This is a genomic window from Methanolapillus millepedarum, assembly GCF_032594115.1.
In the GTDB taxonomy this organism is placed as follows: Archaea; Halobacteriota; Methanosarcinia; order Methanosarcinales; family Methanosarcinaceae; genus Methanolapillus; species Methanolapillus millepedarum.
The window spans coordinates 1358068-1373600 of sequence record NZ_CP131060.1; the positions used below are offsets into that span (position 1 = coordinate 1358068).

7 protein-coding genes are annotated in these 15533 nt (G+C 40.0%); 4 read left to right on the plus strand and 3 right to left on the minus strand.

Annotation, left to right across the window (positions count from 1 at the left end):
- Positions 1-286 precede the first annotated feature (286 nt).
- The gene (locus MsAc7_RS06310) at positions 287-910 is read left to right on the plus strand and encodes an RNA 2'-phosphotransferase (protein ID WP_338102076.1); all 624 of its coding nucleotides are present in this window, start codon (positions 287-289) and stop codon (positions 908-910) included.
- A 1067-nt stretch (positions 911-1977) separates the two neighbouring features.
- Entirely contained in the window at positions 1978-3600 is a 1623-nt protein-coding gene (gene dnaG, locus MsAc7_RS06315; protein ID WP_338102077.1) for a DNA primase DnaG, read from the plus strand.
- A 126-nt stretch (positions 3601-3726) separates the two neighbouring features.
- Here the strand turns inward: dnaG and MsAc7_RS06320 are convergent, their stop codons facing one another.
- Complete coding sequence (locus tag MsAc7_RS06320; protein ID WP_338102078.1) at positions 3727-4770, minus strand: radical SAM protein; 1044 nt, start codon at positions 4768-4770, stop codon at positions 3727-3729.
- A 432-nt stretch (positions 4771-5202) separates the two neighbouring features.
- On the opposite strand from MsAc7_RS06320, the gene MsAc7_RS06325 reads away from it, so the two are divergent.
- Both MsAc7_RS06325 and MsAc7_RS06330 read left to right on the plus strand, forming a co-directional pair.
- Complete coding sequence (locus tag MsAc7_RS06325; protein ID WP_338102079.1) at positions 5203-12753, plus strand: FG-GAP-like repeat-containing protein; 7551 nt, start codon at positions 5203-5205, stop codon at positions 12751-12753.
- A gap of 765 nt (positions 12754-13518) precedes the next feature.
- On the plus strand, positions 13519-14256 hold the full coding sequence (locus MsAc7_RS06330; RefSeq protein WP_338102080.1) for a hypothetical protein: 738 nt from the start codon (positions 13519-13521) through the stop codon (positions 14254-14256).
- 12 nt (positions 14257-14268) lie between these two features.
- Here MsAc7_RS06330 and MsAc7_RS06335 read toward each other — a convergent pair whose 3' ends face one another.
- Positions 14269-14652 carry a hypothetical protein gene (locus MsAc7_RS06335; RefSeq protein ID WP_338102081.1) on the minus strand — a complete coding sequence of 128 codons (384 nt, stop codon included), beginning with the start codon at positions 14650-14652 and terminating at the stop codon, positions 14269-14271.
- 1 nt (position 14653) lies between these two features.
- Positions 14654-15508, minus strand: coding sequence for a tetratricopeptide repeat protein (locus MsAc7_RS06340; protein WP_338102082.1), 855 nt, complete (start codon positions 15506-15508; stop codon positions 14654-14656).
- Positions 15509-15533 lie beyond the last annotated feature (25 nt).

Sequence of the window (15533 nt, forward strand, 5' to 3'; positions counted from 1 at the left end):
AAATAGATTTATTAATTTGTCGATTTAAACTGAAGTAAAGAACATAGAGGTACTTATTATTTGATTCTATTGTTTGCCGGCTGAAAGTGATATCATTCCAACGATTTCAATACTCGGCGGTCCTTTTTTTCAATGAGTTTTTTTTCAATTTGTCAATTTAATTTTCTGATAAAGAAATAACTCTAAAAGAAAACCATTTTTATTAAACTTATCGAAATAATCCCGATTTTTTTCAGCCTGTTTCAATGCTATTCTATTTATATCAAAAAACCATTTATTAGATTCTATGATTCGCAAGTGCAAGGAGCACGGTTGTTTTAGAGGCGAGGCTTGCCCGTATTGCGGTGCCGTTGGTGACTTTATTTTAGACGATGACCGGGAAGACCGTTTGGGACGTTTTGTTTCGGGAGCGCTTCGGCACTTTCCGGAAAAACTCGAACTTCCGATGTACATCGACGGATGGGTCAGCATCAACGCATTAACGGCGGCAGCGGCCGGAAAATACAAATGGCCGAAAAAATATCACATCTATGCACTGGTCGAATCGGACGAAAAGGGACGTTATGAAATCGCCGGCGGAAAGATCAGAGCCCGTTACGGACACTCAATTGGCGTGATTTTAAATTATCCGGCTTACGAGGGTGAATTCGCTTATTATGGCGTGAGTCCCGAAGAAGTGGATGTCATTTTAGAACAAGGCATTCATCCGGTCAAACAAAAATATCTCCACTTGAGCACGACGCTTGAAAAAGCGATTGAAGTGGCGATGATTCACACGGAAAACCCGTCCATTTTTAAAATTGATGCAAAAGCCGCTTGTGAAGACGGTTTAAATGTCATGGTCGCAAATGACGACATTTTGCTCACGGATGAAATTCCGGTGGATTATATTTTGGAAATTTATGAATAAAATAATCGAAAACAAATAAAAACATCGGAAACAAAGACAAATTGATTTGTTTTTATTGTTCACCACAAAATTATTAAATTTAAAAGTGATTTAATCACTTGACTTTTTAATTTCCGAATTTGAATAAAAGTAATGCAAAAGGAAATTTAAAAGGAAATATCATACCTTTGCCCTTATCATGGCTTGTTTTTAGAAATTTCATTTTTGTCAAAAAAACAAAGCCGTTCACATCGTCCGTTTTCGGATCAAATCAGATGAACAGGTTAGCCAATTTAAACTGGCTGATCTCAATCACGCAGAAATCGGGTTTGATTGGATTCTTTTCTCAAAATCTAAGACGAAAACCCGAAAATCTCTATTTGAAAAACATTTAAAAAAAACTAAGATTAATTTAAAAATTAAAACAAGTTTAAAAATTAAAACAAGTTTAAAAATTAAACTGAAATAATATTATAAATTAATTTACTTAATTAATTTACTTAATTAATTTACTTAATTAAGTTTAGATTAATTACAAAATAATTCATTCAAAAAAGAAAAAAGCAGATTTAAAAGAAGGAAAATTTAAATCGCAATTTCAAGAACTTATCACAATCATCCACTCCCCAAATTTATTATTTAAAAGACAACGATGCTATCTGTTTCAATTTATCTTATATTATGCGTCAAAATATGCATTCAAAAGTTTGATTTTCCCAATCCGACGTTTCAAAATCAATAGATTTCGTATCCCCGACTGTCTTTTGACAGATAAAATGATAAAATAAATAATAAAATTAAAGCTTGCCGAAAAAAATCAATCATGATGACCCATCAAGTTATTTTCAAGAAATCAATGAAATAAAGTTAAAATAACAGACATTTCAATTTGAGTTCATTCGCTTGAAGTTGTTTTTACCGGCCTTTTATGTTTTATTATTTTTAAAATCTGTTGAGATGAACCCGATTCAAAAATCAAAAATCTCTCTCTTCGTTGTCAATTGTAAATAGGACTGTTTGATGATTTCTGTTCTTTTTTGCGAATTTTAAATTTGCTTTTGCTTTTTTGACTCTCAGGAGCTATATTTATGCAAAATGCAGATACAACCAAATATATTATCCAAACCAAAATCAATGCTGACGGCGTCATTGAACGTCCGGATATTGTCGGCGCGATTTTCGGACAAACGGAAGGACTTCTCGGAACCGATCTTGATTTGCGGGAACTTCAAAAAACCGGCCGGATCGGCAGAATCGAAGTGATGGTCACCACCAAAGGCGGAAAAACCCGCGGCAACATCTTCATTCCGTCGAGCCTTGACAAAGTCAAAACATCGGTTTTGGCAGCGTCTCTTGAAACAATTGACCGGGTCGGCCCGTGCTTGGCAACGATTGAAGTCATGAAAATTGAAGACGTTCGCGCCGCGAAGCGGACAAACATCATCGAGCGCGCCAAGGAAATTTACAAAACCATGTTTGACGAGGACCTTTTGGAAGCGCAGGAAATCGCGGACGTCATCCGTGAATCCGTCCGTGTGGAAGGAATTACCCACTACGGTAAAGGCAAGCTTCCGGCCGGTCCGGAATATGATTCGAATGAAATCATTATTGTCGAAGGCCGTGCCGATGTGCTGAATCTGTTAAAATACGGCATTAAAAATACAATCAGCGTCGGCGGCACCAACATTCCGCCGGAAGTCGTGGACTTGGTGAAAGGAAAAACCGTGACCGTTTTCACCGACGGTGACCGTGGCGGCGAACTCATCATTCGCGAATTGATCCAAGTGGCGAAAGTGGACTTTGTGGCCCGCCCGCCGGACGGAAAAGCGGTGGAAGACTTGGTGCAAAAAGAAATCATCATGTCTCTCCGGCGCAAAATGCCGCTTGATCAATATGTTGAAAAATACGGTATTATTTTGCCCTCAAAAAGGCCGAGTAAAAACATTGTTTCAAGAACCGAAAGAGAGAAAGAGCCCGATAAAAGCGTTGCCAGTAAACTTCTTGAAAAGAAAACGCCCAAACGTGTTGCTAAAATCCGAAAGACGGCCATGTTGGTCGGCGGTAAAAAATCGGATTTTGACGAGGAAGCTGAAGATGAAGTGTTTGAAGACGAGCCGGAAGAACGGGATGTTCAAGAACGAGAGGTTCGCGTTCCCCGAGATGTTCGCAAGAAAAAGCCGGCGGACGATTTAGACGGTTTGATTTCCATTAAATATGTTGATTTGGATGAAGAACAAGGAGAGCGTGAACCGGTACGCCGAGAACGAGAAGTGCGCCCGGAACCGCGAAAACCGGAGTCCGATTTTGAGTCTCGGGAAAGAAAACCCCGTTCTCGAAGATTTGAAGACCGGGATGTCCCGTCCGACGATTCCGAATGTTCTTGCCCGCCGGAACGGGAAAAAAGAGAGGAGAAACCGAAGTCTTCTCTTCCGCCGCAATATGAAAATTATATGACGGAACTTTCCGGAACGCTCGGTTCCAAAGTTTTGGATGAAAACGACGCCGTTCTTTGCAACCTTCCGGTTCGGGATTTGGCGACGACGCTCAAAAAAGGAGTCAATGGCGCAAAAACGATTGTTTTTGACGGCGTTGTGACGCAAAGAATTATTGACATCGCGGCTGAACAAGGTATTGAAAAAGTGGTCGGGCTCAAAATCGGAAACATTGTGAAAATGCCGGCCAATATTGAAGTTTTAGTCGCTCAAAAGTAAAGATTCAGATGTTTGTCTGATTCTTTTCTTTTTTATTTATTTTTCATTTTTGTTTTTTTCGGCGGCCGCCGCGCGCGTTAAAGCAATCATTTTTTCTGATTTTAAAAAAGAGAGGGTTCGCTTTTTTCAATCGTCAGCAAACGGCACCAAATCGCAACCGCCGCACTTGGAACACATGGTTTTTGATTTTTCGGGATGCAAATCATATTTTTCACAAATGCGCTTTTGCATCGCGTAAAGTTTCATCAGCCGGTTTTTTGACGGCCTTTGCATGAAACAATTGCCTTTTCGGAGTTTGTTTTCAAAAACCGGCCGCAAGCAAGTAATGACGCCGATTTTCGCCAGTTTTTCCACCGTTTCTTCCACGTCCGCATTCGTTTCTCCAAGGCCGACAATCAAGTTGCTGTAAACGTTTCCTTTCCCAAAAACCGACACCGAATTTTTCAGTTCTTTGAAAATGTCGTCATAGGAAAGTCCCGGACAAACCGCGTCAAAGATTTTTGCGCTTGCCGCTTCTACATTAAATTTGACTTCGGAGACGCCGGCATTTTTTAATTTTTGAGCGCCGTCCTTTGTCACATAAATGGAAACACCGATCGGAACGCCGTATTTCATCAGTTCCGGCATCAATTCAAGAACGCGGTCAAGTTCTCCTTCCGGCGATTCTTCAACGCCGGACGTGATTGAAATCGCGGAGACATTTCCTTTTTCAAACGCTTCGCGAATGATCTGGAGTGTTTCATTTTTGGATTTTGTGTGGCCTTGCAGAAGCGGAACCGTGCAGTATTTGCAGTTGAAAATGCACTTTTCCGACAGATTGATGTACGCTTGTTCCGGACAGTGCGCCGGCACGCTTTCAATTTTTCCGATCACAATCGGTTCACCCAAATAAGTGACAATGATATCGGCGTTTCGTTCGGAATCTGCCATCGGTTCAATTCTTTTAATTTTGACCGGCGAATCCGCGTCTAAAGACAAACGAACCCGGTGTCCGCCCGAATTGATAAAAACGGAACCGCCGCTTCCCGCGCTTGGGCCGGCGGTTGATTTTCGAGTCACCGGAATAAGTCCGGGTTCGGCGTTGGCCGTTCCGATGGAAAGCAAAAGCGCTTTTTTTTCGGCGGTCATGGGAAGCCGGATTTCTGTTTTTGTCGTAGAATTATGAGTCATGGTATTCGGCGTTGATTGGTTGAGTTTTGGATTTGATAAGAATCGGATTTGTTAATGGGTTGAATTTGATTTGGAATTTCGTTTTGGTTGTATTTAAAAGTAGCAGCAAAAGAGTGAGCAAAGTCAAAACAAATTCAATTGATTTTAATTCAATCTAATTTTTCTTTCAAATTTTATAAATTATATTATTTTTATAAACAATTTATATTTGACAAACCAATCAATTCATTTTTCAAATATTTTTACACTACTTAAAATATATATAATCGTTTAACAATTTAAAAGTCATATCGGTTGGCACTGTATTGTAAACTCCATTCAAAAATTCAGTTTACTATAAAAGATTTTAAATAAAAATTCAAGAATAATTTTTCGGCATTCAAATAAGCGCCACTGATTCGGGTTCATACTTAATATGAATGAGTTGACACAATGAATTTCAAAGGAAACCTTAAAAAAATAATTATCGTTTGCATTGCTTTGATGATTTTAACGCCTTCTTTTGCCTTTGCTGCGGAATCCGATTCCGGCTCTTCCGGTTCGGGTTCCGGCTCCAATTCTTCCGGCGACAACACGCAGTCGTCCGGCACGCCTTCGGACTCTTCAAATTCAAAAGACTCGTCCGGAAAAGATTCGGCGTCAAATTCCAATCAGTCTGAAAATAAAGATCTTAAGGACTCGTCCAATCAAAGCGAATTGGAGAATGAATCCGATCAAAGTCAGCTCGAAGAGAACGAATCCGAATTGGAAGAACAATCTTTGACGGAAGAGGAACAAGAGCAAAATATGGTCATGGCCGCCGCCGCGACGAACAACACGACGCCCGAAATCAACTTATCCACTTATACGAAACCTTCTGCAGACTTTGGTTTTGTCAACGACGCTTATTTGACCAGCCTGTTTTCCGGCGCCGCCGTTTATTCTTATCCGGTTCAAGTTCCGAAAGGAATTGCCGGCTTTGAACCCAAAATCGAAATGGTGTACAACAGTCAGGGGGCCGGCCGCACATACGGATGGCTCGGGGACGGTTGGCAGCTCAACGACAATTACATTCAAAGAGATGTGAATTTTACACCCTTAAACACAACCGACGACAAATTTAAATTGGTTTTTGACGGGCAAAGCTACGATTTAATTTATAATGCGACGCAAGACCGTTATCACACGGAAATCGAATCTTTCTTTTTCATCCAAAAAGAAACCGGCGCATCCAATCAAAAAGGAGATTATTGGATTCTTAAAACAAAAGGTGGAACAACATACCGTTTCGGTTATACCGCCGATTCCGAACTCATGAATTCCGTAACCGGGAGGGACTATGCCGTCCGATGGAGTTTGGACCAAATCGAGGACGTGAACGGTAATTTAATCGTTTACAATTACGTTGAAAATCCGGCAACCGGCGAAGCCGGCGCAACTTACTTGAAAAATATCACTTACAACAATGGCGACGTTGTGATTGATTTTGAAAGAATCGCCAAACCGATTACATTTAATCAATTCAAAGACGGAACGCAAGTTTTGGAAAAGTCTTTGCTTTCTAAGGTTTTGGTTTGGAACAAAGAAGAACTTGTTTATTCATATGATATTGAGTACAATACAGTCGATAGCCGTGTGTTTTTGAAATCCATTCAATTGGTTGGGATGGATGAAGAAAGTTTGCCGGAGACGAGTTTTGAGTATAGTACGGGACCTCGAAGCTATGTCAGTTCTAATTTAATCCTTCCGACATATTTGATTATTAATGAAAACAGAGACATGGGCGTCCAAATTGCTGATATAAACGGTGACGGTCTTCCAGATATTATGCAATCCACATATCTTTATCCTCCCGGCGGACCGACTTATATTGATGTTAACACTTGGATAAACAATGGCACTACCTTTGTCAAGAATGCAACATGGGATTCACCGGTATATTTTACAACTCATTATGATGGCGCTAATCATTGGCAAGGTGTTCAGATTGTGGATATTAACGGCGATGGTCTTCCGGATATTGTTCAAGCGGCCCATTTTAAAAATAATGCCAATCCGACCAAAAAAACATGGATCAACAACGGGTCCGGATTTGTTTTGGACAATAATTGGTCACTTCCGACAGTCTTCGTTTCCAACGAAGAGGACAAAGGTGTTCGAATCGTTGACTTAAATGGTGACGGTCTTCCGGACATTGTTGAATCTTATTATGCTTCTCTTCCATATTATACTTATAACATAAAAAAAGCTTGGATTAATAACGGCAATGGATTCACAGCAGACAACAGTTGGGCAACATCTTTGCCTCATTTTTCAGTTGGGGGACATGATCAAGGCGTCCGTTTTGTTGATATTAACGGAGATGGTTTGTCGGATTTGGTTCATTCTTATGTCAATTCTGGACCTTACTCAACAACTCAAATCAACAACGTCTACATAAACAATGGAACCGGATTTACATATGATCCAAATTGGAGAGTTCCGAGCTGGATTGTACATTATGGGGAAGATTATGGATTTCGGTTTGGAGATGTGAATGGTGACGGTCTTCCGGATGTCATTCATTCCTATAGGTATGCAACAAGTTCAAGTTCATATACAAATTTTAAATATATTTCTATAAACACAGGATCCGGTTTTGTTCAGGATCCAAATATAAATCCTCCATCTTATACGAATTGGAAGAGCGGCGTTGAAATTACGGATATCAATGGCGATGGCCTTTCAGATTTTATCCAAAGCAGTTATGTTCAAAGCGCTCACACTTTCATTTACAAGTCTACTTCAACAATGTCTCCATCTTCTCCCAATCTTCTCACTCAAATTCATCATTCGGCTGGCGCAACGACAAAAATCGAATATGATGTTTCCACAAAATACAACAACACAAAAGAAGACGGAAAACCCGGTCTTCCCGTTCCGATTCGTGTCGTTAAAAAGATTGAAACCGACAATGGGATGACGGGAGACCAACGTACAGTTTCAACAATAAATTATGATTACAAAGGCGGTTTGATGGTCATCAAACCCAAAGGAGAATCCGAATTCAGAGGATTTAAACAAGTGACTGTCAGTGACGGTCGTTCTGTTGCAGACCATTATTTCCACCAAGATGAAGCCAAGAAAGGAAAGGAATATCAGATCATCCAAAAATCGATTGGTGGCGTTCTTTATTCAAAAACAGAGAACGTATTTGACACGGTCAACGATTCCGGTGTTTACACGGTTTTCATGAACAAGTCAACAAAATATTTGTACGACGGGAAAACAACGCCGATTGTAACGGAAACAGAGTATTCTTATGATCTTTACGGCAACATTATTCGTATTTTCAATATGGGTGACGTTTCCGTGATGGGAGATGAAAAAACCGCCATTATGGATTATGTTTACAACACAGATGCTTGGATTTTAAACTGCGTCAAACGTGAAAAAATCGAAGGCCTGAATTTTGAAAAATTATCGGAGAAGACTTTCTATTATGATGGAAACGCGCATTTGGAGACGGAACCGTCAAAAGGCTTGGTCACAAAAGCTGTTGCTTGGAATAGCTTGGGAGCCGATGTGACAAATGAGTTCAGTTATGATTCCTACGGAAACTTGATTTCTCAAAAAGATGGTGAAGGTCATATCAAGGCCGTTGAATACGATTATGATTTCAGCGCCGTTTATCCGATTTCGACGACAAATGCGCTCGGACAAACAACAACTTTTGATTTCAATCTGATTCTCGGAAAGCTTCAAAAGATGACAGATCCGAACGGATTTGAAACGTTTATGGATTATGACGGTCTTGGCCGGGTGACGAAAATTGTCAGGCCTTACGATACGCTTGATTCGCCGACGATTCGTTATGTTTATTTTATCGGCGAATCCATGCCGAAATACATCAAGGTGTCTGTCAAGGAAGAAGAAAATGGCGGCTATTTCGATTCTTGGAAATACTTGGACGGTCTCGGCCGCGTCATTAAAACGGAAACGGAATCTGCTGTTGTTTCCGAAAATATTATTCAAGAAACATATTACGACAATTACGGCGCCGTTTCAAAGATTATCGCTCCAAGAAAAACAAACGAACAGGCCTTGGAAACGGTGAACGTCTATGACTCATTCGGAAGAATCACTCAAACGACCAATCCGGACGGCACAACCCGAAGAATGGCGTATGACCAGTTGAAAACAACATACTTTGACGAGCGGTCTAACAAAATCCAAATCAATAAGGACATTTATGGAAACATTGTTCAGGTCACAGAGTTTAACGGCAATGAAATTTACGAAACAAAATATGAATATGATTTGATGAACCGTTTGGTCAAAATTATTCCGATGCAGAATTATGCGGTGTCGTCCATTTCATTTTCGGGTGAATCCGGATCTTCTGACTCCGTTTCTTATCCGTATGCTTACCGCGTTCAAAACACAACTTTTGAGTACGATTCTCTCGGTCGGCAAGTTGAAATCGACGACCCTGATATCGGTGTTTGGACATATGAATATGATCAAAACGGAAATCTTGTCTCCCAAACCGACAACCGTGGAACTGTTACACAATACGAATACGACAGTCTGAACCGGCGGACAAAGATTGATTATGAGAATGATCTGGACGTTATTTTTGAATATGACGCCGAAACCATCGGAACTTTATCGTCTGTCACGTCCGACGTTACGCTTAAATCTTATTCTTATGACCAGCGGTTAAGAGTGGTTGAGGAAATCATTTCAATTGAAGAAACCGTCATCGACAATGATATCGAAAATGGTATTGGCAATGAAATTGAACCGATGTCGATGATGACAATGTCCGGCAAATCTTCTGCATTTGCTGTTTCGGAGTTTAATTCGACGCCTTATTATTCAAAATCCATCGAAATGACGCCGATTAATCCGGTGTCGGTCAATTTGAAATCCGCGGAAACTGTTCAAATTGACTCGATGACAAAAGAAGTGATTTCCTTTGAACCGTCGTCGTTTAATTCAACGAGCGGCAGTATTTTTGATTTCAAAATTTCGGATTTGAAATCAAAGACTGATTCGATATTGATTTCACAACCTGTCGGCTCAAAAACAATTGAATTGGAAGTCACCAACCCTGTTGTTTTGAATTCGCCGGCTTCAGCGACTTTACCGACTAATCCGGTCACCGGTTCTTTTTCCAACGAGGAAAACATCACTCTTCAGTTGGGACAAGAAGGTTTTAATGTCAAACAGTTGAACTTGACGAATTTGCGTGTTTCGATGCATGCGAACGATAAAGCGTCTATTTATCTGAACGGTGTGGAAGTTCTGCGGTTTACAGACTCTGCTTCCGGCGGAACGCTGCAAATTTTGAATGAAAACGGTGCTCAAATCGGAATCATTCAAAGTGTGAACGGAAACCCGAGTTATGAAAACACAGTTTTCAATGTTTCGTTTACGTCCAATCCATCAGAGAGGACGATTCATATCGAAAAATTAAGAAGCGGGCAATCTCTTGGAACATATCAGTATTCCTATGCGACAAACGCACCGATTACAAATATGCGGGCTTATATGATCGGCTATCAATCCGGCTCCAATTATATCAATAGCAGTTACAGTGTTCTCTATGAAGAAATAAATGAACCGGACCCGGAAGAACCTGAACCATCGACGGAAACCATCTCCGGAGATTTTGTTAATGAGGACGAAGTTGTCGTTTCATTGGCACAGGAAAACGCCGTATTGAAGGAATTGAATTTGAAAAATTTGCGTGTTTCAATGGGTGCCGGTGATGTCGGCCGCATTTATTTCGACAACAAAGAATTGTTCAAATTCGTGGACACATCTGCCGGCGGCACTTTGTACATTTACAATGAGCAAGGCACACAAATCGGAACCATTTCAAAAATTAACGGAAATCCGGGCTATGAAAATATGACCTTTAACATTACTTTCACGGAAGATTCCGGCAACCGGTCGATTCAAGTTCAAAAGTATTGGAAAGGCAATTTAAACGCGACATACAACTATTCTTATGCAACAACAGAGGAAATTTCAGAAATGAAACTTCATCTGGCCGGTTATCAATCCGGTGTTAATTATCTTAGCGGCGAATACATTGCCCTTTACGAACTGATTGATAACGGAGAAGATCCGCAAGATCCCGAGGACCCGCAAAATCCCGAGGATCCTGAAGACCCACAAGACCCTGAGGATCCCGAGGACCCTGAAAATCCTGAGGACCCCGAAGATCCGCAAGACCCTGAAGACCCGCAAGATCCTGAGGACCCCGAAGATCCGGAACCGAACGTTCCGTTTGAGTATCCGTCATCCTTTACAACAACATACGTTTACGATTCCATGGACCGGGTCATTCAAAAAACTCTTCCTAACGGCGACGTTATTCAATACAATTACAATAACCAAGCCCTTCTCTCTTCGATTCCGGGAGTCATTGACAACATTGAATACAACTCTCTGAATTTAATCACCAAAAAAGAGTTTGCAAACGGCATCACAACCGACCTCACTTACGACGGTTGGACAAAACGTCTTCAAAACATTAACACGCCGAATCTTCAAGACCTTGATTATTCTTTTGATGAAAAAGGAAACATCGTTTCAATCGCAGATCATATCGTTGGTGAAACGCAACAGTTTGCTTACGATGACTTAGACCGACTCACTTCCGCAGGCAGCGAAACATATTCGCAGCAATTTATTTACAACCCGCTCGGAAGTATCTTGGGTCACAAAAACGGCACCGACGTCATCTTGTTCGAATACGGCAACGGCGCCGGCATTCACGCCCCGACGAAAGTCGGCAATTCAAACCTTCTTTACGATGCAAACGGCAATCTTGTCGAAGACGAGACTTTCGTTTATGTCTACAATGACGCCAATCATCTCAAGCAAGTCGTTAAAAAATCCGAAGAAAGAGTCGTTGCTGAATTCTTCTATGACGAATCCGGAAACCGTGTGAAAAAGATTGAGGAAGGAATTGTTTCGTATTATGTGACCGACGATTATGAAGTTGAAGATAATATTGAAACGGTTTATTACTTCGCGGACGGAAGACGTGTCGCTAAGGAATCTTCTGAGGGCAAATTCTGGTATTTGGACGATCATTTGGGTTCCACGAGCGTCATGATTGACGAAAATGGTGAACTTGTTGAAAGAACGCTTTATTATCCGTTTGGAAGCCACCGTGAAGGCGGAACCGAGAAATATTCTTTCACCGGCAAAGAGTTTGATTCCGAAATCGGACTTTATTATTACGGCGCTCGGTATTATAATCCCGAAACGTTTGTGTTTACGCAGGCGGATTCGATAATTCCAAATGTTTATAATCCACAGGCTTTGAATCGGTATTCATATTGTTTGAATAATCCTTTGAAATATACGGATCCGGATGGACATCATCCGGTTTTATTTGTTTTAGCTGTTTCCGCATTATGCGGAGCGGCGGCTTCAGTAACAATGTTTATAGGCAATACTTTAAATAATTCCTATTATGGTCACGAATTTGATTGGGAAGTTTCTACAAATCGAATGGAAGAAGCTTTTATTTTTGGGTCAGGAATTGGATTTGTTGGGTCCGCAACGGCAGTTGTTGGTATTGAAACCATGGCAGTACTTGGGGCAACGTTGGCACAAGTAGAAGTTGCAACAGGATTGACTTATGTTACAACTTCCGTCATATCTTCTGCATATGAACGGTATTCAATGTCCTTAATTAACGGAGGTAACACGACCCAAAATATTGGGGCGGCTTTGGATGGAAATGCTCTTGTAGCAAGTTTTATGCAAAGCTCTGTGGCTGTTTATCCTTTCAAAGACCCAGCTATGGGTTATGCTATATCCGATTCGGTGAAAGATATAAAATTTAGTGAAATACGAAGTGTAGGGATAGATTATGTCAACAAAAATTTTGTAGAACCTGCTAAAACTACAATGAAAAGTGTTGAAAATAATTCGGCTTCTGCATATAATTCAGTTAAAAAATGGTGGGAAAAAACAACAGGAACAAAAAAGCAGTGAAAAATAAGTAAGCCATGATGAGAATCATAATAACTTATCTTGAATCATGGCTTATAAGATTTTCAAACATCAAAATTAATATCTATCATCTCTCTAATCTACCATTGAGGAATTCATCATGCTCTCTCTTCGAAAAATAGGATCCGCATTGTTTTTGCCCCTGCTTATTGGGACTTTTTGTCTTTCATTTTTAATTTCGGAATATTTGTCCTTGGAACTTCTGATTCCTTTGGTTATTTTTTATGTCCTTTTTTTGACGGTTTATTGCTTTTTCAAATTTAACTCGGCTTATATTTATTCAAAGAGCTCTTTCATTCCGTTATTTAAAATTAATTTTTTGATCGTCTATTTCGTTTATTCTTTTATTTTTATGGGTGTTTTTTTTGTTCTTTTATCGGAAATTTTTGATTATATCGCCCCGTCTTTTTTGAATGATATGTCCGGCCGAGGATGGCTTATTTTTTTATCAACTCTTATTTCAAGTCTTGTTTTTCTGCTGGTTTTTGGTTTGATTGACCGTTTATTTTCAGAACCCGATTCCGGAAAATATCAAAAAAAGGAGGGTATTTAATGGACTACTTTTACCCGATTTATTTTTTAATCTGTATGCTTCCGGCGGTTTATTTGGCAACAAAGAAAAATTTTATTGTTATTCCGAATTTAAAATATAATTCCTTTGTTTCTCGATTTATTTTTATTTTTCCGTTTACTTCTTATGTTTTTATATTGTCTGTTATACTTGGTTCATTTTTTAAAAACGGCTCCATGAATATTTATTTGATTTCAGCTTTTTTAGTCAGCGTCGTTTCTATTCTTTTGCTCGAAAAATATGCTTTAAGAAAAGACCCGATCCCTCAGCTTCAGCCGGATTTTATGAAACATGATTTATATATTTTCTCTCCGCCTTACATAGACATTGGCAGCGGATTTCTTCGAGACGTTGAATCCGAAGGAGATGAAACCGAAGAAAAATACGGAAAGTTACACCGTTTAAAAATAGATGATTATGCTTTCACACGGTTCGGTGATTTTTTAATAACAAAGGACACTCTTGATGTGTTTCATGAAAACAACTTAACGGGTTTTCAGGTATCGCCGGTTCAAAACGATGAGAGTGAAATTTATTGTCTTTCGGCAATGCATACAATGCCTCCGTTTTCAAATAAAACAACTTTAAAATTGGAGTTTTCGCCGAAAAAACTTGTTTTTGACGGAACCATTTTTTATGATAAAGAGGTGTTGTCTAACGCTCTTGATTTTAACAGAAGTCATGAATCTTTTGGTGGAAACAGTCGGTTTTTGTATTCATCCTACATTTCTCAAAAATATTGGATTTTGTCAAACAAAGCGGTTCATGTCCTCATTCACAAAATTGGTGTTTCTCAATGGAATTTTGTCCCGGTCGTTTTGTCAGATAAGGCAGAAGACGGGGAAATTAAAACAAGCAATAATAAAAATAATAAATTCAAAAATGAAAGCCACAAGTCAATATTGAAGAATTAAAAACAGCTTTCTTCACCGCTCATCCCCGAAAAACCGCGACCACGAAATCTTTTCCCACACATCAAAATTGAATTCTTTCAACCGGATCAAATAATCATCAACATCGCCAACAGCATGAATAAAATAAACCATCAAAAGCATCAGGTCTTCATTTCCGGTGATTTCTCCGTATTCGGCCAAAACACGGTAAGATTCATAAGCCGTTTCCTTTGAATTCAAAAAAAAATGTCGGGCACATTCTTCTATTTTCCGGTCGGAAGCCGCTTCAATACTTAAAATTTGACTTTTGTTCAAAAACGATTCAAAATCGTCAATAACGGTCGTTCTCTTTTGAATTTCACTGTCATCGTTTTCGTATTTTTGATTCAAATAATTTGAAAAATTAGAATTTTTCATTTTACCACGGCGCATCTTCCCGAATATCGTCCCAAACATACACCAAAGATTCGTATGAAAAGACCGGTTCCGATTCAAAATCCGGTTTGCCGCCGGACCAAACCCGGCCGTTGTAAACGACGATCCTTTCGTCGTTTTCAAATTCGCGCTTTTCTTCAACGATTTCAAAGCTTTTTCCCGAGATCTTTCGGGCAAAATCTTCCCAATCGGCGGACCGGGTTTTGGCGTCCCGCAGAAGTTTTCCATTTTTCAAAATAAGCTGCGATTTTCCGGTTCTTAATGTCATATCATACGGGTTTTCCAAATGGTCCTCATCCACGAAAAATCCGTCTTCAAATTCAAAAATCAAATCCTCTCCCGCGGCGGTAACGCTTGTCATTTTGCAATCGTAAAGAAGAATCATGTCTTGAGAACCGTTGTCCCGGAATTTCCAGGTTTTTGCGGTCCGGTTCTTGCGCCGGTTCAGACAAATAAAGTTCGACGAGCTGTTGAAAAAAACCCGCTCTTCAATGCCGGAAAGGCACAAATACATGAAAACTTCCGTATCTTCATCGCCCGGATTGATTTGGTTGGCCGTTTCAAATTCTCGGAATGCGTCGGCATATTTGCTCATATAATAGTATGCGTATCCGAGCCGGAAATGCCACAAAAAATCGCCTTTTCCTTCGTCGCGGACGCTTTCCAAAAGATCAATCGCCGCCTCGTAATCATCCACATTGTTGTACGCGCGGGCCAATTTGCCAACCAAGTCGTAATCCCAATCCGACGGCGGAATTTTTCGAATGGCATCAATGATTCGAACGTGATCGTCCTCATCATGCCACCGGTCCAGTTGCGCTTTAAAAATTTCATCCATAAATTTGTTCCTCTCCAATATGTTT

Excerpts from the sequence above, each read along its gene's own strand:
- dnaG (WP_338102077.1), top strand. The coding sequence starts at position 1,978 with ATGCAAAATGCAGATACAACCAAATATATTATCCAAACCAAAATCAAT.
- MsAc7_RS06310 (WP_338102076.1), top strand. The coding sequence starts at position 287 with ATGATTCGCAAGTGCAAGGAGCACGGTTGTTTTAGAGGCGAGGCTTGC.
- MsAc7_RS06335 (WP_338102081.1), bottom strand. The coding sequence starts at position 14,652 with ATGAAAAATTCTAATTTTTCAAATTATTTGAATCAAAAATACGAAAAC.
- MsAc7_RS06320 (WP_338102078.1), bottom strand. The coding sequence starts at position 4,770 with ATGACTCATAATTCTACGACAAAAACAGAAATCCGGCTTCCCATGACC.
- MsAc7_RS06325 (WP_338102079.1), top strand. The coding sequence starts at position 5,203 with ATGAATTTCAAAGGAAACCTTAAAAAAATAATTATCGTTTGCATTGCT.
- MsAc7_RS06330 (WP_338102080.1), top strand. The coding sequence starts at position 13,519 with ATGAATATTTATTTGATTTCAGCTTTTTTAGTCAGCGTCGTTTCTATT.
- MsAc7_RS06340 (WP_338102082.1), bottom strand. The coding sequence starts at position 15,508 with ATGGATGAAATTTTTAAAGCGCAACTGGACCGGTGGCATGATGAGGAC.